This is a genomic window from Cytobacillus sp. Bac17 (assembly GCF_024519925.1).
Lineage (GTDB): Bacteria > Bacillota > Bacilli > Bacillales > Cytobacillaceae > Cytobacillus > Cytobacillus pseudoceanisediminis.
Map to the genome: position 1 here is coordinate 107,793 of NZ_JALJRC010000007.1, position 22,003 is coordinate 129,795.

24 protein-coding genes and 1 riboswitch are annotated in these 22,003 nt (G+C 41.2%); of the genes, 16 read left to right on the plus strand and 8 right to left on the minus strand.

Features of this window, described 5'->3' with window-relative positions; genetic code table 11:
• Nucleotides 1–72 precede the first annotated feature (72 nt).
• The 3 genes from NR125_RS11460 to NR125_RS11470 all read left to right on the plus strand — a co-directional run bounded on the left by NR125_RS11460 (nucleotide 73) and on the right by NR125_RS11470 (nucleotide 3,615).
• Nucleotides 73–1,458 (plus strand): alanine/glycine:cation symporter family protein, encoded by a 1,386-nt coding sequence (locus tag NR125_RS11460; RefSeq protein WP_009334912.1) that lies wholly within the window; start codon nucleotides 73–75, stop codon nucleotides 1,456–1,458.
• A gap of 133 nt (nucleotides 1,459–1,591) precedes the next feature.
• Nucleotides 1,592–2,689, plus strand: coding sequence for a carbohydrate kinase (locus NR125_RS11465; RefSeq protein WP_009334911.1), 1,098 nt, complete (start codon nucleotides 1,592–1,594; stop codon nucleotides 2,687–2,689).
• Between the two features lie 14 nt (nucleotides 2,690–2,703).
• On the plus strand, nucleotides 2,704–3,615 hold the full coding sequence (locus tag NR125_RS11470) for a pseudouridine-5'-phosphate glycosidase (protein ID WP_019382419.1): 912 nt from the start codon (nucleotides 2,704–2,706) through the stop codon (nucleotides 3,613–3,615).
• A gap of 263 nt (nucleotides 3,616–3,878) precedes the next feature.
• Here NR125_RS11470 and NR125_RS11475 read toward each other — a convergent pair whose 3' ends face one another.
• The 3 genes from NR125_RS11475 to NR125_RS11485 form a co-directional block, all read right to left on the minus strand.
• Nucleotides 3,879–5,009, minus strand: a complete 1,131-nt coding sequence (locus NR125_RS11475; protein ID WP_139266797.1) for a hypothetical protein — start codon at nucleotides 5,007–5,009, stop codon at nucleotides 3,879–3,881.
• A gap of 261 nt (nucleotides 5,010–5,270) precedes the next feature.
• Nucleotides 5,271–5,882 carry a class D sortase gene (locus NR125_RS11480; RefSeq protein ID WP_009334908.1) on the minus strand — a complete coding sequence of 204 codons (612 nt, stop codon included), beginning with the start codon at nucleotides 5,880–5,882 and terminating at the stop codon, nucleotides 5,271–5,273.
• Nucleotides 5,883–6,224, minus strand: coding sequence for a helix-turn-helix domain-containing protein (locus NR125_RS11485; RefSeq protein WP_009334907.1), 342 nt, complete (start codon nucleotides 6,222–6,224; stop codon nucleotides 5,883–5,885).
• A gap of 267 nt (nucleotides 6,225–6,491) precedes the next feature.
• On the opposite strand from NR125_RS11485, the gene sipW reads away from it, so the two are divergent.
• The 6 genes from sipW to NR125_RS11515 all read left to right on the plus strand — a co-directional run bounded on the left by sipW (nucleotide 6,492) and on the right by NR125_RS11515 (nucleotide 9,890).
• Nucleotides 6,492–7,082 carry a signal peptidase I SipW gene (sipW, locus tag NR125_RS11490; RefSeq protein ID WP_071155858.1) on the plus strand — a complete coding sequence of 197 codons (591 nt, stop codon included), beginning with the start codon at nucleotides 6,492–6,494 and terminating at the stop codon, nucleotides 7,080–7,082.
• A gap of 81 nt (nucleotides 7,083–7,163) precedes the next feature.
• Entirely contained in the window at nucleotides 7,164–7,760 is a 597-nt protein-coding gene (locus tag NR125_RS11495; protein WP_071155860.1) for a CalY family protein, read from the plus strand.
• Between the two features lie 80 nt (nucleotides 7,761–7,840).
• Nucleotides 7,841–8,779 carry an LPXTG cell wall anchor domain-containing protein gene (locus tag NR125_RS11500; RefSeq protein WP_192908286.1) on the plus strand — a complete coding sequence of 313 codons (939 nt, stop codon included), beginning with the start codon at nucleotides 7,841–7,843 and terminating at the stop codon, nucleotides 8,777–8,779.
• 84 nt (nucleotides 8,780–8,863) lie between these two features.
• Complete coding sequence (locus NR125_RS11505) at nucleotides 8,864–9,169, plus strand: DUF5658 family protein (RefSeq protein ID WP_071155863.1); 306 nt, start codon at nucleotides 8,864–8,866, stop codon at nucleotides 9,167–9,169.
• 51 nt (nucleotides 9,170–9,220) lie between these two features.
• Nucleotides 9,221–9,478: a hypothetical protein gene (locus NR125_RS11510; RefSeq protein WP_071155868.1), complete on the plus strand. Its 258-nt coding sequence runs from the start codon at nucleotides 9,221–9,223 to the stop codon at nucleotides 9,476–9,478.
• A gap of 146 nt (nucleotides 9,479–9,624) precedes the next feature.
• Nucleotides 9,625–9,713: riboswitch (cyclic di-GMP riboswitch) on the plus strand.
• Nucleotides 9,714–9,743: 30 nt separating this feature from the next.
• Nucleotides 9,744–9,890, plus strand: coding sequence for an anti-repressor SinI family protein (locus tag NR125_RS11515; RefSeq protein ID WP_083390439.1), 147 nt, complete (start codon nucleotides 9,744–9,746; stop codon nucleotides 9,888–9,890).
• 103 nt (nucleotides 9,891–9,993) lie between these two features.
• Here NR125_RS11515 and NR125_RS11520 read toward each other — a convergent pair whose 3' ends face one another.
• Complete coding sequence (locus NR125_RS11520; RefSeq protein WP_009334902.1) at nucleotides 9,994–10,317, minus strand: helix-turn-helix domain-containing protein; 324 nt, start codon at nucleotides 10,315–10,317, stop codon at nucleotides 9,994–9,996.
• A gap of 180 nt (nucleotides 10,318–10,497) precedes the next feature.
• Nucleotides 10,498–11,556 carry a tRNA 2-selenouridine(34) synthase MnmH gene (gene mnmH / locus NR125_RS11525; RefSeq protein WP_009334901.1) on the minus strand — a complete coding sequence of 353 codons (1,059 nt, stop codon included), beginning with the start codon at nucleotides 11,554–11,556 and terminating at the stop codon, nucleotides 10,498–10,500.
• A 227-nt stretch (nucleotides 11,557–11,783) separates the two neighbouring features.
• Between mnmH and NR125_RS11530 the strand changes: the two genes are divergently transcribed.
• The 4 genes from NR125_RS11530 (at nucleotide 11,784) to NR125_RS11545 (ending at nucleotide 15,459) form a co-directional block, all read left to right on the plus strand.
• The gene (locus NR125_RS11530; RefSeq protein WP_071155870.1) at nucleotides 11,784–13,085 is read left to right on the plus strand and encodes an FAD-dependent oxidoreductase; all 1,302 of its coding nucleotides are present in this window, start codon (nucleotides 11,784–11,786) and stop codon (nucleotides 13,083–13,085) included.
• A complete protein-coding gene (locus NR125_RS11535; RefSeq protein ID WP_256815356.1) occupies nucleotides 13,082–14,071 on the plus strand; it encodes a class I SAM-dependent methyltransferase in 990 nt (329 codons plus the stop codon). The genes NR125_RS11530 and NR125_RS11535 overlap by 4 nt, the downstream gene beginning before the upstream one ends.
• A gap of 39 nt (nucleotides 14,072–14,110) precedes the next feature.
• Complete coding sequence (gene treR / locus NR125_RS11540; RefSeq protein WP_009334898.1) at nucleotides 14,111–14,860, plus strand: trehalose operon repressor; 750 nt, start codon at nucleotides 14,111–14,113, stop codon at nucleotides 14,858–14,860.
• Nucleotides 14,861–14,943: 83 nt separating this feature from the next.
• The gene (locus tag NR125_RS11545) at nucleotides 14,944–15,459 is read left to right on the plus strand and encodes a type 1 glutamine amidotransferase domain-containing protein (RefSeq protein ID WP_009334897.1); all 516 of its coding nucleotides are present in this window, start codon (nucleotides 14,944–14,946) and stop codon (nucleotides 15,457–15,459) included.
• A gap of 297 nt (nucleotides 15,460–15,756) precedes the next feature.
• Here NR125_RS11545 and NR125_RS11550 read toward each other — a convergent pair whose 3' ends face one another.
• Nucleotides 15,757–15,987 carry a DUF1128 domain-containing protein gene (locus NR125_RS11550; protein ID WP_009334896.1) on the minus strand — a complete coding sequence of 77 codons (231 nt, stop codon included), beginning with the start codon at nucleotides 15,985–15,987 and terminating at the stop codon, nucleotides 15,757–15,759.
• A gap of 249 nt (nucleotides 15,988–16,236) precedes the next feature.
• Here NR125_RS11550 and NR125_RS11555 point away from each other — a divergent pair, with 249 nt between their 5' ends.
• Together NR125_RS11555 and NR125_RS11560 are read left to right on the plus strand one after the other, a co-directional pair.
• A complete protein-coding gene (locus NR125_RS11555; protein WP_009334895.1) occupies nucleotides 16,237–16,617 on the plus strand; it encodes a YtxH domain-containing protein in 381 nt (126 codons plus the stop codon).
• 19 nt (nucleotides 16,618–16,636) lie between these two features.
• Complete coding sequence (locus NR125_RS11560; RefSeq protein ID WP_071155874.1) at nucleotides 16,637–17,461, plus strand: YihY/virulence factor BrkB family protein; 825 nt, start codon at nucleotides 16,637–16,639, stop codon at nucleotides 17,459–17,461.
• Nucleotides 17,462–17,869: 408 nt separating this feature from the next.
• On the opposite strand, the gene NR125_RS11565 is transcribed toward NR125_RS11560, so the two are convergent.
• Together NR125_RS11565 and NR125_RS11570 are read right to left on the minus strand one after the other, a co-directional pair.
• Entirely contained in the window at nucleotides 17,870–19,792 is a 1,923-nt protein-coding gene (locus NR125_RS11565; RefSeq protein WP_019382406.1) for a heavy metal translocating P-type ATPase, read from the minus strand.
• A gap of 363 nt (nucleotides 19,793–20,155) precedes the next feature.
• Nucleotides 20,156–21,334, minus strand: a complete 1,179-nt coding sequence (locus NR125_RS11570; RefSeq protein ID WP_009335733.1) for an MFS transporter — start codon at nucleotides 21,332–21,334, stop codon at nucleotides 20,156–20,158.
• 160 nt (nucleotides 21,335–21,494) lie between these two features.
• On the opposite strand from NR125_RS11570, the gene NR125_RS11575 reads away from it, so the two are divergent.
• Entirely contained in the window at nucleotides 21,495–21,878 is a 384-nt protein-coding gene (locus tag NR125_RS11575) for an OsmC family protein (RefSeq protein WP_071155878.1), read from the plus strand.
• Nucleotides 21,879–22,003 lie beyond the last annotated feature (125 nt).

Consider the following 22,003-nt stretch of genomic DNA (forward strand, 5'->3'; position numbering starts at 1 on the left):
GTGTTTAACTGCCAAATAAAAGGGAATGGAAGAATAAGGGCAACTGTGCACAACAATAAGGGGGAAATTTTTTTGGATAAGTTATTAGAAGCCGTAGGAGATATTTCAGGATGGCTGTGGGGATATCCCATCATCCTATTATTAGCCGGAACAGGACTGTATTTAACCTTTTTGCTTGGTTTCTTCCAGTTCCGTTATCCGGTATATATTTTTAAGCAAACATTCGGAAGTGTGTTTAAAAAGCCGAAGGGGAAAGGAACCGTTACACCGCTGCAGGCACTCACTTCAGCACTTGCTTCTACCATTGGTGCCGCGAATATTGTAGGTGTGCCGGCAGCCATCATGTTTGGCGGTCCAGGTGCCGTATTCTGGATGTGGATCATTGCGCTCATTGGAATGGCCATCAAGTTCTCGGAAAGTGTATTAGCCATTAAGTACAGAGAAAAAAATGAAGATGGAGAATATGTGGGCGGCCCTATGTATTATATGACGAAGGGGCTTAACATGAAGTGGCTTGGTGTGATCTTTGCGTTCGCGCTGATGATTGAACTGATTCCAAGCATCATGGTACAGGGAAATGCAGTAGCAGCTGCGGTTGGCGAGACATTTAAAATTGATGGCCTTTATACAGGAATTGCTGTAGCAGTACTTGTTTCGTTAGTTGTTTTTGGCGGGATTCAGAGAATCGGCAAGGTGACCGAAATCTTTGTTCCGTTTATGGCTCTCATTTATGTAGGTGCGGCGTTAGTAGTCTTATTTATGAATCTTGGCAAACTTCCTGAAGTGTTGGAATTAATCTTCACTTATGCGTTTCAGCCAATGTCTGCAATGGGCGGATTTGCCGGAGCGGCAATTGGCGAAATCATTCGCTGGGGATTTGCTCGAGGATTATATTCCAATGAGGCAGGACTCGGAACCGCTCCGATTGCCCATGCTGCAGCCACAACCGATCACCCGGTGCGCCAGGGATTTTGGGCGATCATCGGAATCGTTGTTGATACGCTGATTGTTTGTACTGCAACGGCATTTGTTGTCCTATCCTCCGGGGTGTGGACAAGGGAAGGGGCAATGGAAGATCCTTCTGCCCTGACAGCAGCGGCATTTACGGAATACTTTGGATCATTTGGAGGTATTCTTGTTGCTGTATCCCTGGTATTCTTTGTCATTTCGACGATCATTGTCGTAGTCTTTTATGGATCCAAAATGGCAGAGTTCCTATTTGGCTCATTTGCCGGAAAAGCCATTAAAGTCGTTTACATTGCTGCCATTGTTCTTGGCTCAGTGGGAGCGGCGAAAACAATCTGGCAGTTCCTTGATCTGGCTCTTGCCATGATTTTGATACCAAACATCGTTGCTGTTCTCCTTCTAAGCAAAGAGGTTAAACAGCTGAAAAACGAGTTTTTCACTTCAGAAAAATATTATTTAAAGGATATTAAAAAAGATGATAATGCTGCGTAAAGTTTGGTCTTCCGCTTATGGCGGGAGGCTTTTTTATTAACTTCGCAATTTTTTTGAAAAATAACACTTGTGTTACAAATGGACATAAGTTTATAATATAGACAAAAGTTTAATAAGGCAGGGCTGGTCAATTATGAATGATAAAGAAATATTGATTTTGCAGCTGATTAAAGAGGATCCTTTTATTGCCCAAAACGAGCTGGCAGAAAAAACGGGACTTTCCAGGTCCGCAGTAGCCGGCTACATCTCTTCACTGACCAAGCAGGGGAAAATTCTTGGCAGAGCTTATATCCTGCCGCAAAAGAAAGAAGTGCTTTGTGTTGGAGGCGCCAATGTGGACAGAAAAATCCAGACAACAGGGCAGCTCCAATACGGAACATCGAACCCTGCAGAAAGCTCCCAATCCTGTGGCGGAGTGGCCCGCAACATTGCTGAAAACCTTGGCAGGCTGGGCTGTGATGTGGGTTTGATGACAGTAGTGGGAGATGATCCGGAAGGCGAATGGCTTCTTGAATATACGAAAGCTTTTGCTGATGTCACTCCTTCACAGTCGCTGGCAGGGTCCACCACCGGTACCTATACCGCAGTGCTCGATAATGAAGGAGAAATGGCTGTAGCACTCGCTGATATGTCCATTTATGAAAGCGTTAGCAGAGAATTTGTCGAGAAAAAGTGGGGTTACCTGGCATCATCCGAAATGGTGATACTCGATACAAACTTCCCGCCCAAGGTTCTGGAACAGATTATTACAAGGTGCTATGAAGAGAACATTCCGCTTTGCATTACTCCTGTTTCTGCACCAAAAATAAAAAATCTGCCGGATGATCTGAAGGGTGTTACCTGGCTGATTGCCAACCAAAATGAGGCAGAAGCACTAACGGGGATGGAGATCAGCAATGAAGGAGACTTCTTTAAGGCGGCACAGGAGATTATGAAAAAAGGCGTTGAAAGAGTCGTTATCAGCCGGGGAGATAAAGGGCTGATCTACTTTACAAACAGGGGTGAAGCAGGTGTGCAGCTTCCTCCGAAGGTAAAAATTGCCGATGTGACAGGTGCAGGTGATTCGCTTGTATCAGGAATTATTTTTGCCCATTTAAAGGGCCTGAGCACAGAGGATGCCTGTAAAATCGGAATGTCCTGCTCCATGCTGGCTCTGCAGTCCCTTGAAACCGTTAATCCTAATCTAAACAACACACGCTTGCAGGAAACATTCAAACAATATTTCGACTAAGGAGAAGTGACATCATGTTAGAAAAATGGCTTGAGTACTCAGAAGAAGTGTTAGAAGCAAAGAAAGCAAATAAACCGGTTGTTGCCCTTGAGTCCACAATAATTTCACATGGAATGCCATACCCGCAAAATGTTCAGACGGCAAAAGAGGTAGAGGAAATCATCCGCAAAAACGGTGCTGTCCCTGCAACGATCGCCATTTTAAACGGAAAAATTAAAATCGGTCTGTCAGATGAGGAGCTGGAGTTCCTGGCCCAAAGCAAGGACGTGGAAAAAGCAAGCCGCCGTGACCTTCCATATTTGGTAGCGAAAAAGAAAAATGGTGCGACAACTGTAGCAGCCACCATGATCTGTGCAGAGCTTGCCGGCATTGAAGTGTTTGTAACAGGCGGAATTGGCGGAGTTCACCGCGAAGCTGAAACCACAATGGACATCTCGGCTGACCTTCAGGAGCTTGCGATGACCAATGTTGCTGTTATCTGTGCAGGTGCAAAATCCATCCTGGATATCGGGTTAACGCTCGAATATCTAGAAACCCACGGCGTTCCGGTCGTTGGATTTGAAACAGATGTATTGCCTGCCTTTTATACACGCACAAGTCCGTTCAGCGTGAACTACCGGGTGGATAATGCAGAAGAAGCAGCCGAAATGATCCGCACAAAATGGGAACTGGGCCTAAAAGGCGGCGTTGTCATTGCCAACCCAATCCCTGAAAAAGATGCGCTGGAAGAAGCGTTCATCACAAATGTTATTGAAACTGCTCTTAAAGAAGCAAAAGAAAACAATATCGCAGGCAAAAAAGTAACGCCATTCCTACTAGGTAAAGTGAAGGAGTTAACAGAAGGAAGAAGCTTGACAGCGAACATTGCATTGGTGAAGCATAATGCGGAAGTGGGCTCTAAGATTGCTGTTAGTTTGAATAAGTAAGGGGAAAGCCAGACTTAGGGAGTCTGGCTTTTTATACTGATAGAATGATAGCTGTGATGATGATGGCTAAATATAATAGTAATCTTAAGAAATTGATCATCAGGATCTGTCCCTTCTGGAACCCATATATTAGATGATATGTACAGGGTCTTATATGGGGGAAGGGTGTTTGTCTATATGCAGTAAAAAGGGCACTTTCCATGTGATTTTTTGGGACGAAAAAAGAAAGCCAAGTGTGATCACACTAAGCTCTCGAGAACTTTTCATTTAGCTTCTTCTGAGTTAGTTTCTGCATTTTCGGAAGAAGATTCGTTTTGGTGTGTTGTTTCACCAGCATTGTCAGATGTGTTGTTTTCTTCCTCTTGTGGTTGTTCTGCTCCTGGTTCAGAAGCTGGTTTGGTTTTTTCTTCACTTGGCTTATCATTTTTGGGGGTTGTTGCTGGCTTTTCTTCAGGAGGCTTGTTTTCATTCTTTTTCTTTTCAGCTGCTTCCTTTTCAGCCTTTTTCTTTTGTTCTTCTTTTTGCTGTTGTTCGAGTGTTTGAATTTGGGCATTAATATTTGATATACGGTTATTCAGATGTTCAATGCTGCTCTCAAACTTGGAAATTTCGTCATGTATATTATTTTCCACTTTTGTTAACTGGTTTAGTTTTTCTTTATAGCTGCTGACTTTTTGTAAAGATGTTGCTTGTTCCTCTTTGGCTTGGGTTATAAGAGTTTCAGCATCCTTTGAAAAACTCTCCATTTTAGTTATGCGCTCTTCGAAGTAAGTTTCTTCATAAGCACATTCTGTAATTGCTTGATCTTTTAATCCATTTATAGTATCTAAAAGGATCGTTAATTCTTCAGTGTCTGTCTGTGAATTTGTTACTGCTGTTTTGAGAGACGTATTGTAAACCTCGAGCTGCTGGATTAAAGAAGATAATTGGCTGCTTAAGGAGTTAATAGAAGCCAAGTCCTGTTTAGCTGTTGATATGTTCTGCTGCAGACTGCTAATATGTGACTCTAAAGCAGAACGGGTTGCTGTTAGCCCTTTTATTGAGGCATTACTATCAGATGCTGGTTCAGATGGATTTGTATGCCCGTTGGAATAGGGCTTTATTTTCTTTAAATTGCCATCAACATCTATTTCAGTAATACTGCTTTTTAAAGTCAAAGCCTGTTGTATGTCCTCATTAATTTTTTTGAAGATCTCTTCTGACTTGATTACAAAGTCTTGTTCTATTGTTCTAGGAAAAATAAAGCATGCCTCGATAGTCGAATTCACTTCATCCGTGCTATTAAACTGGGCATATGTAGGCGATATAAAATGTGCTCCAACAACAATGGAGGATGAAAGTGCAAAACTTGAAGCAGCGGCTTTTGCTATTTGTTTTCTTTTTTGCTTTCTCATTCTTTTTATTCTCACCCCTCTCGGCTCCATAACAGTAACCTCCTTTAAGTGTTCATTATTGAAAGTTCGATTTGTTCTTTATATAGAATGCAAATTCATTATACTATTAGGAAATTAGTTTTGGAAATTGAATAATTTAAGTTTTTGGCGGGTAAATAGCATCTTTTCTCCCATTTTCTAAGTTTTACTCAAATTTTCGGACGAATATTCTTTATTAAGAACATTTTTGTTATTAATATTCTCTTTTCATAAAATTTCAATCTAATTTAATAATCTTTTAGCAGATAAAATGTACCGATATGGTGCATTACCTACATACGAGAAAGGATAGCAAGTGGAGACAGTGAGAATTTCATTTGGAGCAGTGGAATTAATAACTGTAGTATCATCTGCATCAACAACCTCTGTTTCAGTTATCTCATATATATATTCTCCATAGGTCATGTTAATTTGAAAAATATCTCCTATTCCAAGTTCACCAAGTCGGCGGAAAACTGTATCTCGATGTCCTGATAATAAAATTTGGTCTTTCTGTCCTGGAAGTACAGTAGCCGAATAATGTCCAACACCCTTTTCAAGTTCATCCTCATCTGTTCCTTCTATTATGGGAAGTTCAGCTTTCAAGCGGGGTATCTTTAAAATGCCAATGGCTTCACCCTGCTTGAAGGAAACATTTATTGGATGTTCTGTTTGAAGAACGCTTTTGCTCTCTTTGTTCACATCGTCTTGAATTCTTTTTTTTGCCAAGACTAAAGAATTGTTTGTTTTCTTCTCCTGAGCATACATTTCCTGCAGCGAAAACAGGACCAATCCGCCTCCGGTTAAGATAAAGAAGGAGGCAGCAATTAGTAGCAATCGGGCTCTACCCTTCAACTAAACGTTCCCTCCATTCATTTTCTTAAATTTAATAAACTCCAGATAATAAGCAAAATCGTCTTTTGTGATTCCCTGTCTGATTGCTTCTTTCACAAGGGAAATCCATTCTTCATCAAGCTTAGACAGGTCGGTAATTTCATCTTTGTTCTCTTCCAGCAGATCTTCGAGATTAGCATCCAATGTCTTGGCGATTCGCGATAAAACTTGCAATGATGGATTCTCCTGTATGCCTCTCTCAATGTAGCTCAAATACGATTTGGATACCTCTGCTTTTTCAGAAAGCTCATTAATTGAGTATCCCTTCTTGATTCTTAAGGTTTTAATCCGGCCACCTATCATAGGCATAATACTCCCTTATCATAAAATGTAAAGATATTTTCATTATAACGAACAAAACATTCAATAAAAAATACAAAATAGTGAGAATTCTTGAGATATTCTTAGAAAAAGAACGAAAAACGTTCTTTAAAACGAAAAAACAGCTGAATTTGGAATTTTTCAAAATAAGAAGGATGGACTATACTCGACTTATCAGTTCGATAAAAAGAACAAAATGAACATAAAGAAAGAACATTATTCTTTCTTTTAAAGGAAGGTGACAGTGAATTGGAATTTAGCTGGAAAACAGCAAAAAAGATTATTGGTAATTTGATTACAGCAATCTTGTTTATCAATTTAATTCTTATGGCGGTGCTCGTTGTTTCATCTAAAGCATCTGGCGGAGAACCACAGGCATTCGGTTATCAGCTTAAAACTGTGTTATCAGGTTCAATGGAGCCAACCTTCATGACAGGATCCGTCATCGCGGTTAAGCCAGTTGATTCATCCCAAAGTAAAGGTCTTAAAAAAGGAGATATTATTACTTTTCAGGCCGCTGAACAGAAGCTGATTACCCACCGTATTACTGGTGTCAAAACAAGCGGCGAACATGTCATGTATGAAACAAAAGGAGATAACAACAATGCAGCCGACATGGATCCCGTACTTTCTGAAAATGTAAGAGCCGTTTACTCTGGTTTCACGATTCCATATGTGGGATATTTCATAGATTTTGCACAATCAAAAGAAGGCGGAGCGATTCTGCTGATTGGGCCCGGTGTTCTGCTTTTAGCATACTCTGCATTTAGCATCATGCAGGGATTAAGAGAACTAGATTCCAAGAATAAGAAATCAGATACAAATGAAAAAACCGCATAATTTGGTTGCACTCCTTGTTATACGCAAGGGTCAATATAAAAAATCATACATACCCGGATGGGGTAGAGGAGGAAAAGGGAAATGAGTTTAAAAAAGAAATTAGGTATGGGAATTGCATCTGCAGCATTAGGAATTTCATTAGTTGGCGGGGGAACATTTGCATATTTTAGTGATAGTGTTGATACCAATGCAACATTTGCAGCTGGTACTTTAGATTTGAATGCTAACCCTACAACTATTATTAATGTTGATAAAATTAAACCAGGTGATACGATGCTTAGGTCATTCACCTTGGGGAATAATGGAAACCTTGATATTGCTAGTATAAACTTGAAAAGTTCATATACAGTTGGAGATGCGAAGGGGGATAATAACGGAGAGGACTTTGGAAAACATGTACGTGTTAACTTCTTGATAAATGCTGATAAACTAGATGCTCCTATCTATTCAACTACTCTCGCAGAGTTAAATACACTATCTCCTGATATTATTAAAGGAAATATTTTAGGAGGTTGGTTAGCTGAAAGAGGAGGAAAGCTTGCAGCTGGTACTACTGATACATTATATGTCCAATATGAGTTCGTTGACAATGATGCTGATCAAAATAAGTTCCAAGGTGACTCACTGCAGCTAACGTGGACATTTGAAGCAATGCAAGGAGAAGGGATAGCAAGATAATTTCATATAATTTCATTGATAAAACGAGGGGTGGGGAATATTTCCCACCTCTTGTCCACTATCTAATGTGAGGGAATGCTATGAAATTTATTAGATTTTTAGCAAGTCCAATTAGGTTCTCAGTATTAGCATTTTTGTTAACTCTTATTTTTTTTAATGAAAAAACTGTAGTTGCAGATAAGAAAGAACTAGATATTAACACAAACATAAACGGCTACTTTTTCGAAGTAGGTAACCTCAAACCCGGTGACTGGATGCCACGCGATATAACCATCCTAAACCAGGGAAAACAGGATTTCAGATACACAGCGCAAATTGGAAAGAAAAAATCCGTAAAAGGTCTTTTTGAAGAACTTGACCTTCTGGTTAAAAAAGATTCAGATATTCTATTTGATGGAAAGTTAAAGGACTTTGAGGGTTTTACTCCAAGAAAGCTGGCAAAGGGCAGCTCTGAACAGTTATTCTTTCAAGTTTCAATGCCTTATGAACTAGGAAATGCCTTTCAGGAATCTTCTGCTGAGGTAGAGATAATATTTCTTGCTGAGGCATTAACTGATCCAACTGACCCTCCAGGAGATGGAGACCCACCAGATGACGGAGATCCCCCAGATGACGGAGACCCGCCAGATGACGGAGATCCCCCAGGTGACGGAGATCCCCCAGGTGACGGAGACCCGCCAGATGACGGAGATCCCCCAGGTGACGGAGACCCGCCAGATGACGGAGATCCCCCAGGAGATGGAGACCCGCCAGGAGATGGAGATTCCCCAGTTGACGGAGATCCCCCAGGAGATGGAGATTCCCCAGGTGTAGAAGAACCTTCAGATGAAACTGCAGACGAAGGAGCAAAACCTCACAATCCTAAAGACAATATTGTAATAAATCCTGAAATGACCGAAAATCTTTTGCCAAACACTGCTACCAATACCTATAACCTTATGTTAATCGGTGGATTATCATTGGGTGCTGGAAGTGTATTAATACTTGTTTTTTATAGAAGGATAAGAAGTGAACGTTAGACAAGGCCAGGAGAATGACAACTTCTTGGCCTTAATTTTTATTATTACAAATAATACTCACCTTAGCAAAAAAGTGGGGATCACATGAAAAAGATGCTAAACTATCTTGCTTTATTAAATTTACTGGACGGATTTATTACTGCTCTAGGACTCCATTTTAATGTTATAGAAGAAAGCAATCCGCTAATGCGTGATCTTTATGACCTGCATCCTTTTATTTTCCTTTTTCTTAAAATCACTTTTTCAGGATTACTGATCATTTTGTCAATATTTATCTCTGCAGAATCGAGAATAAAGCTTCTGGCAGCAGGAGCTTCAATTGTGTATTCAATCGTATGCTTGCAGCACTCTGTTTGGATTTTCTCCTTAATTGTTAACAGAATTCATTAAAATCTAAATAGGAAATATATTATCAATATAAATCTGTTCAGGCGGTGTCCCATGTACCAAAAAAACTGCAATACATGCCATAAACCATCTTTCAGCAGCAGTGAAACAGAAGAGTGGCTGTGCCCGGTATGCGGAAATGATTTGACGAATGAAATGTTCCTGGACGCAATGACACGGGAACCAGTCCATATTATCTATAGGAAAAAGAAACTTTCACTGACATATTCCCTGCAGCAAGTAAATAAGAATTATAGAAAAAGAATCGGCCATTCTTACTACTCGACAAAGCGGACAATGAATGAATCATAAGGATTATCGGAGTTTATAAAGATAATTGTCGAAGAAAGAATTAATTTAATATTAAAATAATTAACTGAAAATACAAAATCTGACAACGTTAGCAATACGGCCATAGTAGAATACATTTATGGTAAAAATTTCTTTGAGCCGATAGGCGCAGAAAAAGGCAAACTCATTGAAAGATGAGGACGCAAAGTCACGGGTCTAAGGTATTGGATGATACTACGATGGCTGGGTTGCCTGGAATACGATACGTATCCTGGGGGGAAGAATTTTGACGGAGCAAAATGTAAAGGTCGAAGAAATTGATTTGGAGTGGCTGCAGTTAATTATGGAAGCAAAGAACTTAGGCCTGCAAAAGGAAGAAATTAGAGAGTTTTTACATAATAACAGAGCCAAAGAGCTTTTGATCGAAGCTTAATATCCGGTAGGTATTGCTAAGTATTTCTGTTAGAGGTATCTCTATATGGAAATGCTTTTTATTTTGCCAAAAAAATAAGCCTGTACATTCAGGCTCATTGCATCTATGATTTTTGTCCGCTTCTCCACTTATTAAAATCCAAAAACTCCCGAAATTGCTCCTTAGAAACACCAGACTCCATCGCTTCCTTTACAATTTTCATCCATTCTGAATCGAGGTCTTCCTTGTTGATCTGCTCATGGATCAGATGGTCCACGGGAACATTCAGAACACCTGCGATTTTCTCAAGAAATTGAATCGATGGATTAGTTTGCAGGTTGCGCTCAAGCGAGCTTAAATATGATTTTGCCACACCGGCCTGGTCCGCAAGCTCGGATAAGGACATTTTCTTGTCCTGGCGAAGTTTTTTTACACGATCACCGATCATCGTATACCACACACCTTATTTTGTATGTAATAGGATTATATCATATATCTAGTTCCATATTAAGAACGATTTGTTCAATATTATTACCATCATACCACAGTGTCAACCGATTTAAATAGTTAGTTATCTGTGTTTTATAAAAATAAATCTTTTGTCGCTCGCAAAAAGTAATGCTCCGCGTCAGAGGACGGGAGCATTTTGGTTTTCAATAATGTGAATAATTTGTTGTGCAGCTGCTTCCACATCATCCGCATTTACGTGGTGGAATTGGCCTTCATAGTCATGCTGTTTAAAAGCATAGCGCGGATCGTAATAGTGTTCTAATAAAAGCTTGATAAATAGCTCGTAGTTTTCTGCTTCAGCTGATTCATCCAGCTGCTCGCGGATTTCAGTATCTTTCAGACGTTTTTTAATAAACACAAGGCTTTCATCCACTTTCGGCTTGAACCATTCTTCTCTTTGATAAGGTTCCACATAGTCACGGAGGATACGCTGCACACGGGACTCCATGCTTGCAAACATATCAATATGAATACCAGTTTTTTTGGTATCAAGAAGCTCGTCCGGCTGAACAGCCTTTCCTATTCGCTTGCTTTCAGCTTCCATAATAATATAAGGGGAACCTTTAACCTCAGAAAGGGCTTGATACAATAGTGCATCAAATGTTTTCTGGGTACTGCCGTCTCCCATGCCAAAGGATCCGAAGATTGAACCGCGATGTCCTGCCATTTCTTCAAGGTCAATAACAGGATATCCTTTTTCGCTTAATACCTTCAGCACATCCGTTTTCCCGACGCCGGTCATTCCGTGCAGAACAACTGCTTTTTCAGGAATCAAGTCTGCTGTGTTTTCAAGAATATATTGACGGTACGCTCTATAGCCCCCAATTAAACGGGGGATTGAAACGCCCGCATACGTTATAAATGTGGTGACCGCTTTACTGCGCATGCCGCCGCGCCAGCAGTAAATGACAGGCTGTAAGCCATCATTTTTCAGGTCTCTGATTTTCTGCATCATGGACGGAATTTTAGGTGAAACGATTTCCATCGCTCTCCACTTAGCCGCATCAGATCCTTCTCTTTTATATAGAGTTCCGATTTCCACACGCTCTTCATTGGTGAAAAGCGGCACATTGACAGCACCGGGAATGCTGCACTCCTCAAATTCAATTGGAGACCTGACATCGACCGGAACTGCGTTGTCCATTTGGATATATTGTTCGACTGCTATTTCTCTCATTATTATTGCCTCCAAAAAATAATGCTATATATCGTCCGAAAAGGGACGTTAATTGATTTTACTCTCTCTATTATACAGGATTTTGAAAATATAGGTGTCTCCCACAATCATACTCCTATTTTTAAAAGTTTGTTCTAATAATTTTTTCCAGACATTGTAATATCAGCATATCCATTGGTTTTGCTTTTTAAAAAGGAGGTTAAATAAAAGGCAAAGGTGGTGGAAACATGTCCTTGAATACAGAGGTTGCAATTGTGGGTGGAGGGATTGGCGGCTTGACGCTTGGATTGAAGCTGGCCCAAGCCAATATTGATGTCCTCGTTCTGGAGAAACTGGATGCCCCATCTTCCGTTTATAAGGGAGAACTCCTGCAGCCGAAGAGCCTGAAAATTTTTAAGCGGCTTGATGCTTTGGATGTAATCCGAGAGAATGGCTTTTCATTTTCCCGAATTGCGTTTGAGGAAGGGGAAAAAGAGTTTGCCATGGATTACAGCATTCTGCCGGGAGATTATAAATATTCACTCATGATCGAGCATGAAAGGCTGAAAGGAATCCTCCTCAAACAGGCACTTCAATATCCAAACTTTCATTACTTGTCAGGGACCCTGGCAAAAGGCTATGAAAATGGCGAATTAATGGTTGAGCGTAAGGATTTAAAGGAGCAGCTGACGGTGAAGGCTGACTTTTTTATAGGTGCTGAGGGAAGGAATTCCATAACAAGAAAAGTAATGAATAGCAAGATTAAAAAGATTGAGTACAATCATCAATTTTTAACTGTTACTTTCCCCCGGCCTCAATCATTGGAGGAAGGGAAGATCATTTCTAAGGGTGAACGGTTTCTCGGATTATTTCCGCTGCCGGATGCGAAAGTACGGTCTGTCTATTTAATTCCGGAGGGCACTTATAAGGAACATCTCAAAAAAGGAATTCACCATTTCCATAAAAACTATTTAGAGCTTTTTCCGGAATTGGAGGGGTATGTGACCAGGCTGGAAAATTGGAAGGATATTCAGCTGATGATTCCGACAGCCTTTTATGCAGATAAATATGTGGATGGAAAGCTCGCTATCTTGGGGGATGCAGCCCATACGGTCCACCCGATGGCAGGTGAAGGGATGAATATGGCGATTCAGGATGCGGATGTGCTTGGTGAATTGCTTGCAGAGATGTATGCGAGCGGAAGAATTTCGCCGGACAAGCTTAAATGGTATGAGAAAGTCAGGAAGCCCCGCGCTGAAAACATGATTGGCCTCAGCCATTTATCGGCCATAGCCTATTCCTATTCCAACCGGGTTATTACTGGAATACGCCGTAAAGGCCTGAAGCAGATTGAAAGAGATAAAACCCTGCAATATAAGCAAATGCTGAATGTTTCAGGCCTTGGATATTGGTCAGAGAGCCTGTGGGATCGATTGATTCAGGCAGGAATGCTGCCGGCAAGAAAAACAGAATTATCAGCTGCCGTTAAAAGTGATTATTTTTATACAGAAAAAGATGACTATCCCTGGAAGAAGGTTGAACAGCCATGATAAATGAATATGTAAGATTACTAAAAGCACGAAATTGGATGAAAAAGAACCAGCCGTTTTTGTACAGTTGGCACGCATACGTAGGCTTCGAGCTTGACCTTTTTTCCCAGTTCCGCAGCTGGAAAACGGTAAAAGAGGTGGCATCAAGCAGAAATCTTCAGGAGGAGCTGCTTTTAAGGTGGGTGGAGGTGGGGCTTTCGATCCGTCATTTGAAAAAGAAAGGGAAGGATAAAATTAAGACAGCATCTAAATTCAGTCTTCCGTCTACGCCGAAAAACCCCCGATCTACAGGAATCATCCTGAAGGAAATGATGGAATTGCATATCCCGACTTTACTCTCTTATCCAGAACTGCTCCGTTCCAATAAGAAAAACACTTTTGACCATGAAGAGCATGGACCTACCGTAGCGAGAACCTCGTCACTGCTTGAACAGCTTGCATTGCCGCGTCTGATGAAAACCATTAAGAAAAACAAAATGGAAAGGATCATCGACATTGGGTGCGGGGAAGGCGGCTATTTAAGCAGAATCGGCCAAAAGTTCCCGCAGGCAAAACTGGCAGGCATTGAAATGAATGAAGAGGTGGCAGATTCCGCCAGAACCAATTGCAAAGATATTCCCAACATTAAAATTGTCACAGCGGATGTCCGTGAATACTCACCTGAGCATCAGGCTGATTTAATTATGGTCAATAACTTACTGCACTATATCCAGCCGGAGGATCGCAAGCAGCTGCTATTCCGCTTGAAAGGCTGGATTAGCCGAAAAGGATCCATAATTATTATCACGCCCATTCTTCATTCGAAAAAAGGGGAAGAGTTTTCAAGTGTTTTTAACAGCTTCTTCTCTGCATTTGAAAATCTCTATCCTACCCCGACCGAGGAGGATATATATCAAATCGCTAAAGAGCTGAAGCTGAAAGTAAAAACCTTCAAGCCGGTCGTAACTGAAGGTGGATGGTATTTTATCCAGCTGTCCAACAGGTAAATGAAAGCAAGCTAGATAAATGGTAGAATGGTGTAAAACATGACTGAAATGGTGATTGAAATGAGAAATAATAAATACCTAGTGATTTATGAGGAGCTTGCCCAGCAAATTCAGGAAGGCAAGTATCCCGCCAGATCCATTCTGCCATCTGAACATGAATTGACGGAGATGTATTCCACTTCAAGGGAAACCATCCGAAAAGCGTTGAATTTGCTTGCGCAAAACGGCTTTATCCAGAAAATCCGCGGGAAAGGCTCGCTGGTCCTTGATTTAAAAAAGCTTCAGTTCCCCATATCGGGTCTGGTCAGCTTTAAAGAGCTGGCCGGGAAGATGGGTCAGCGTGCCGAAACGATTGTGGACGAATTTTCACTTATTCAGCCTGATGCAGAAAAGATGAAGCATCTCCATATTGATAAAAGTGAAAAGGTATGGAAAGTGTATCGTGTCCGGAAGATTGAAGATGAGCGGATTATTTTGGACAAGGATTTTTTAATTGAGAAATATGTCCCGGGCTTGAACAAAGAAATATGCCAGAGCTCTATTTTTGCCTACATTGAGGGCGAACTCGGGAAAAAAATCAGTTTTGCCAAAAAGGAATTTACTGTGGAAGAACCAACTGCTGAAGACCGCAGGCTCCTTGATATGGAAGGGTTCCATGCCATTGTCGTGGTGAAAAATTATATCTACTTTGACGATGCCACCCTTTTTCAATACACAGAATCCAGGCACAGACCCGACAAATTCAGGTTTGTTGACTTTGCCAGAAGAATGGACAGCCAGGTATTTTAAAGGTGAATATGCCTTTTTACGTTTAAGATTGTCCATTCAGGGAAATCTCCTTATGTGAAGATTTTTCAAAGGAGATGTTATAAATGAGTAAAAAAATCGCATGCTTAATTACCGAGATGTTCGAAGATAGTGAATACACGGAACCTGCCAAAGCATTTAAAGAAGCCGGCCATGAAGTTGTGACAATTGAAAAGGAACAAGGCAAATCTGTTAAAGGAAAACAGGGCGAAGCCACTGTTCAAATAGATCAAAGTATTGATAACGTAAATCCGCAGGACTTTGATGCACTATTCCTGCCAGGCGGATTCTCACCGGACCAGCTTCGTGCCGATGACCGATTTGTTCAATTTACAAAATCCTTCATGGACGAAAAGAAACCAGTATTCGCCATCTGCCACGGACCACAGCTATTGCTGACAGCTAAAACACTCGAAGGCCGCGACGCAACCGGCTATAAATCCATCCAAGTCGACATGGAATACGCAGGAGCCAAATTCCAGGACTCAGAAGTCGTCGTCTGCCAAAACCAGTTAGTAACAAGCCGACAGCCAGATGATATTCCGGCATTTACACGTGAATCGCTTAAGTTGTTAGGTTAATAAAATTGACAGCCCTCTGCCTTAGTTGGTAGAGGGCTTAATATATACACTTAATATGGGTTTTGATTCCGTATAATTGTTAAATAACTGTGCTGATTGGAGCGAAAGGTACGAGACTCCTACGGGAGTAGCGAACCAGGGGAGACCCCGCAGGCGGTCACGCCGAGGAGGCTCGCGGTAGCCACGTGGAAAGCGAGTGCCTGCAGTGGAAATCAGCACCCATATCAACAGCTGCACATTATGTTTAAAGGGTACAACCCATCAAAAAAAGCAGCCATCAATAGGCTGCTCCAATAATTATTTATTCTTCCTCAAACTCCCCAGCTCTTCCACCAAAGCCTGCATTTCATTCGGGCTAAAAGAATCCTTCTTCATAACAAGATCATAAATATCCTTCAATTCCTCATACATTTCCTCATCAAAGTGGGAAGGCTTTATAGCACCTAAGTTTAAAACCTTCAGCTTTTCCTTAATCGCCTCAATCATAAACTCCACATTCTCAACCGATTTCTCTGACAAATTATTCATTCCCAACACCCTCTCATCACTATGTATTCACGAATCTTCGTATTCTTTTCATCTTTCCATGTTCTCAATAAATTGTCAATATAAATTAGGCTTGCATGTACCATGGAAATTAGTAGAAAATAAAGGAGAAGTTTGTACAAATCACATAAGATAATACAAGAAATGGACGAGTCAGGTTTCGTCAGCCGGAAAAAAGGGAAAAATTGAATCAAATTTTCATATAATAATTTTGCTAAAGGAGAATAAAATATGGGGAAATCATTGTTTTGGAAAGGCGTACTATATGGAGCACTTGCAGGCGGTGCGCTAAGCCTTCTTGACAAATCTACAAGGGAAACCGTTTTTGACAATTGCCGGAAAACGTCCAGCAATGTCGGCTATTACTTAAAGCACCCAAGTGAAGCAGTTAATCAGGTGAAGGATGTTTCCAACAAGGTCAAAACAGCGATTGACCAGGTAAGTGAAGACGTTGCTTTTATTACTGGAACAGTGGAAGAAATAAGAGAAATGGCACCGGAAGTAACACAGATTGTCCAAAATACAAAGCAGGCCTTTTCAGATATTAAGCTGAAGGGATCAAGTGAACTGCCGGAAAAATCTGCTGACGATTCAGTTCAGATTCCGCATTAAAAACAAGTGAGGTGTTGGAATGGGACGAACTTTTTCGGCTCTGATTCCAAACTTATGGAGGAGAGTAGAAGAGGATGACGTGTTTGGACTTGCAGCCCAATTGGCGTATTTCTTTCTCCTCTCTCTTTTTCCACTGCTAATTTTCTTGGTCACACTCGTTCCTTATTTGCCGATCACACAGCAGGATATCTTAAATGTTGTTCGGGATTTTGCACCAGGAGAGACCATGAAGCTTATTGAAACCAATATCTATGAAATTACGCAAAGAAATGGAAAGCTGCTTTCCTTTGGGATCATCGCTACGCTCTGGTCAGCTTCAAATGGAATCAATGCCGTGGTGAAGGCTTTTAATAAGGCGTATGACGTTAAGGAGACCCGTCATTTTATTATTGCACGAGGGATGGCGATATTACTGACGTTTGCCATGATTTTTGTGTTTGTACTGGCATTGCTCCTTCCTGTTTTCGGAAGACAGATTGGTTTGTTTATTTCTTCAGAATTTGGTTTGTCAGGCCAATTTCTGGCGATATGGAATATGGTCCGCTGGTTAGTGAGTCCATTCATTCTTTTTGTGGTGTTTACAGGGTTATACTGGATTGCCCCAAACAAAAAATTAAAGTGTATAAGTGTTGTACCTGGTGCCATTTTTGCAACAGCCGGCTGGGTGCTGTCATCACTTGCCTTTTCATACTATGTCAGCAGCTTCGGCAATTTTTCCGCGACATATGGAAGCATTGGGGCCATTATCGTGCTTATGATCTGGTTTTACATATCCGGCATTATCATCATTCTTGGCGGGGAAATCAATGCCATCAATTCTAAGATCAATAAAGAGGATTGCTGATGAAAAAGTTTCCTTCTTAAAAACATTCTCTCCGTAGCACAATAGTAATGGGGGAAAATGAATTTTCAGGAGGGCATCGAAATGACAAAACACACGAAAAAAGACGGCGGCACAAAGCAAAAAGGCAAAAATAAACCTAAACAAAAAACATCCGGATCTGCTAACGGGCAGAACGGCTACCATTAAAAAGAAAGGCGTAAGCGCCTTATCACGTAGGACCGCAGGACTAAGGACACCACGACCTGTGGAAACGTCTGCATGACCCCCATCCTGGGGGCCCCAAGCACAAGACGAGCCTGAAAGGCGTCCTTTGCCTTTGTGGCAGGATTGGTTTGTGTACTCGAGGGGGCAGGCTGCTTGCGCCAGACATAATAAAAGCCTGGGAAACTGAGTTCCCAGGCTTTTTTCTTATGATCTCAATAACCTCAGGCTATTTAAAATAACTAAAATGGTAGACCCTTCATGGCCGATTACTCCATAAGGAAGGTCAAGTATCTGCAGGAAGTTGGATGCAATTAAAAACATAATGACCGTTATAGAAAAGATGACATTTTGTTTGATAATGCGATTCATTCGGCTTGAAAGTTCAATGGCTTCGGCAATTTTTGGCAGGTCATTTTTCATTAAGACAACATCAGCTGTTTCAAGCGCTACATCCGTTCCTTCGCCCATGGCAATTCCGACATTTGCCGTTGCAAGGGCAGGGGCATCGTTTATTCCGTCACCGACCATGGCGACATTGCTGTATTTTTCTTTGAGCTTTTTTAAATGCTCCACTTTGTTTTCAGGCAGGCATTCGGCAATATGCTCATTCACATGGCTTTCGCTGGCAATCGCTGCGGCCGTGGTCTGGCTGTCTCCAGTAAGCATGATGGTGTAAATCCCTTGCTGCTTCAATAGGTCTATTGCCTGCTTCGTCTCTTCGCGGACAACATCCTTGAGGGAAATAAGGCCGATTACTTCATCATTTTTCTGTACAAACACAACAGTCTTTCCTTCACTTGCCATTCGATCGGCAGCAGCTTCTGCAAATGCCTTGGCCTCTGTTTTACCGACAAAAGAGGCTTTGCCGATTTTCCATTCATCTTGATCAACTTTGGCTTTGACTCCAAATCCGGTAACATCTTCAATGCTTTCCGGACGAACAAGGGATTCTGATAGTGTTTCTTTAGCATATTTGACTATGGCATTTGCAAGCGGGTGGTTTGAATGACTCTCAATGGAAGCTACCTTTAAAAGCAGATCTTCCCTGGAAAGACCATCCTTGACTATTACATCGGTAACTTCCGGTTTTCCTTTTGTCAGGGTGCCGGTTTTATCAAAGGCGATTGCCTTAAGATGGCTTAAGTTTTCGAGGTGCACGCCTCCTTTAAACAGAATGCCGTGTTTCGCACCATTCGAAATAGCGGATAAGGTTGCCGGCATGATCGATGCAACCAGGGCACAAGGTGAAGCGACGACAAGCAGAATCATTGCCCGATAAAAGGTTTCTGTCCAGCTCCATCCTAAAAGAAAGTGAGGAGCAAACATCATTAAAACGACAACAGCCAAAACCACTTTGACATAGGTTCCTTCAAACTTTTCAATGAAAAGCTGTGAAGGAGATTTCTCGCTTTGGGCAGATTGGACCAGCTCAATGATTTTTTGAAAAAGAGTTTCATTATTTGGTTTTGTTATTTCAACGGTAATCGATCCGTTCAGATTCACAGTACCGGCAAATACCTGGTCATCTGCACCTTTGGAAACTGGCAGTGATTCACCCGTGATGGCTGCCTCGTCCAATGATGAATGGCCTTTTACAATCGTTCCATCTGATGGAACACGTTCACCTGGTTTCACCAGGATTAAATCCCCAATCTTCAGCTCAGAAACATGCACACGTTCCTCGGCCCCATCTATGATCCTCAGGGCTTCTTCCGGCTGAAGTTCCATGAGGGAAGAGATTTCTTTATGGCTCTTGTTCATGGTGTATGTTTCTAAAGCGCCGCTGACGGCGAAGATGAATATCAGGATTGCACCTTCTGTCCAATACCCGATAATGGCTGACCCGATCGCAGCAAAAATCATCAGCATTTCAACATTCAGTTCTTTATTCTCAATGGTCTCTTCAATACCTTCTTTTGCTTTCGCAAAGCCGCCTATAATGAAAGCAAGCAGGTAAGCGGCAATCGATGCAGCCTCCATATTGCTTCGGTCTAATAACCAGCCTGCCAGAATCAATACACCGCTTAGAAGAGCGGCAATCAGTTCAGCATGCGGTTTGATTTTTTCTAAAAGATTTTCTTCAGATGCAGTGCTGCTTTTAAGCAGAGCCTTTGCCTCCATACTCATCGTTTGTCCTCCTAAAAATGAATTTAAAGTTTTTTCAGTTGTCTTATTTGAGAAGAATAATCACATTCAATACCCCTAAAAAACGACGAAAGCTGCCACCAATTAGGTGACAGCGTTAAAATCCAGTCATATCAGGTAATGCAGCTAGCATTATGCAAATATTGTATTCTATTACACTTATATTACTATATAGCCTATGAAAAGGAAAGTTAAACGGTCTCTATAAAAATTAAATAAATTTATTTAGCTTATGAATTTTGCACGTCGATTTCCGCTGCGGGTACTTGCTTTCCGCTCCAGTCAACTCAGTAATTTAATTTGCATTTAAAAACCCCGCACTAATATTAAACTGCTTTACAATGCTTAGAATGACTGGCTCTTTTCCAATACCTGCTGTTTATTCCCAAACAATGTGACTGCACCAAAGATAATCAAAAGCATGACACTGATAATATTGAAGAAGCTTATGGATTTGAATAATTCAATGAAAAGGCCGCCGAAATAGGGGCCAATCAGGCTGCCAATGCTAAATGCTACTCCGCATAGGAGGTTGCCGGTTGGAAGCAGGTTTTTAGGCATTAAGTCTGCCATATAGGTTATGCCAAGTGAAAAGGTTGATCCGACTGCCATACCGGCAATGAATAAGCAAACTGTTAGAGCAAAGACCAATTCTTCGAGCATGCTTGCGGCGATGAAGCTGATAAACCCGATAAAAAGAACACTCATTAACACGTTGCGTCTGCCGAATTTATCACTCATGATCCCTAAAGGAAGCTGGAATATGATTCCGCCGATTGCAAATGAAGTGAGCAGAAGGGAAACACTTGAAACCTCAAGTCCTATGCGCAGGCCGTAAATAGGGAAGCTGCCGTTCAAGGAGGCTTCAAGGAACCCATAGCCGAGTGCAGGCAAGAAGGCAACCCATCCATATTTTGTGGCTTTTGAAAAACGTTTCATTGTTTCCCTGAATGAGTTGATTTCAATGGCCTGTTCAGGGAAGTCATTTTTCAATGTAAATAAGAACAGCCAGGCGATTAGACATAGTATGGAAGAAAGGACAAACGGCATGGTTTCATTAATTTTGACAAGCGGAGCCATTAATGGACCTACTGCAAAACCCACCCCGAAGAAAAGTCCATATAATGAAATATTCCGGCCGCGCTTGTTTTCAGGTGAGAAGGACGTAATCCATGTTTGTGTGCCAAAGTGCAGGGCATGGTCGCCAATTCCGATTAAAAGCCGGAGAATGAACCAAAACCAAAATGATTTCCAGAGAGGAAACAGGATGAGAGATACCACCACTAATAAACCTCCAAGGATGATAACAGGCTTGTAGCCGTATTTGCGCAATGGATATTCCATAAAAGGAGAGATGAGCAGGATCCCAATGTATAAACCTGTTGCATTCAAACCATTCAAGCTGGAGGAAATGCCGTCATTTTCAAAAATAATTGCAATTAAAGGAAGCAGCATTCCCTGACTGAAACCTGAAATGGCCACAATGCTGATGAGAATCCAAAAACGCATTGTTTCTTTATTCATATTAAAACCTCATTTTCTGACGTGAAATATAAATGTCTCCTAAATGATGGTATCGGGAATAGAGAATCTTGGCAAGAGAAAGTTGCTGGTCATAATATTTTTGTTTGTAGATAAAATAGTGTAATCTCTAATATTAATAAGATAAAAAGGGGCGAATACCATGGAATTTAAAATGAATGAAGAAGTAGGCTTTTATACCGATTTGCCATTTGGACGCCTGGATGTTGCCGGGGATGAAGAGCATGGCTTCAGACCGTACCAGCTGCTTGTCGCTTCGCTGGCTGTGTGCAGCGGGGGTGTTTTGAGGAAAATCATGAAAAAAATGCGCATGGAATTCGAAGACATCGAAATAAAAACCAATGTGGAAAGAAATCCTGAAGTCGCTGATCGTGTAGAGAAAGTACATATTCATTTCATCATAAAAGGAACTGACTTAAATGAAGCGAAACTTCACAAAGCATTGGAATTGACTAGAAAAAATTGTTCAATGGTGCGCTCAGTGGAAGGAAGCATTGAAATAGAAGAGACATTTGAACTTATTTAAAACGCAAACAAGGAAGAGGATGCCTCTTTCTTTTTTTTATAGGCAAGCTTTTCATAAGTATCTTTGTGAAGGGTAACTGAAACATAGTATAATAATTCCTATAAAAATAATAAGAATTGAAAATT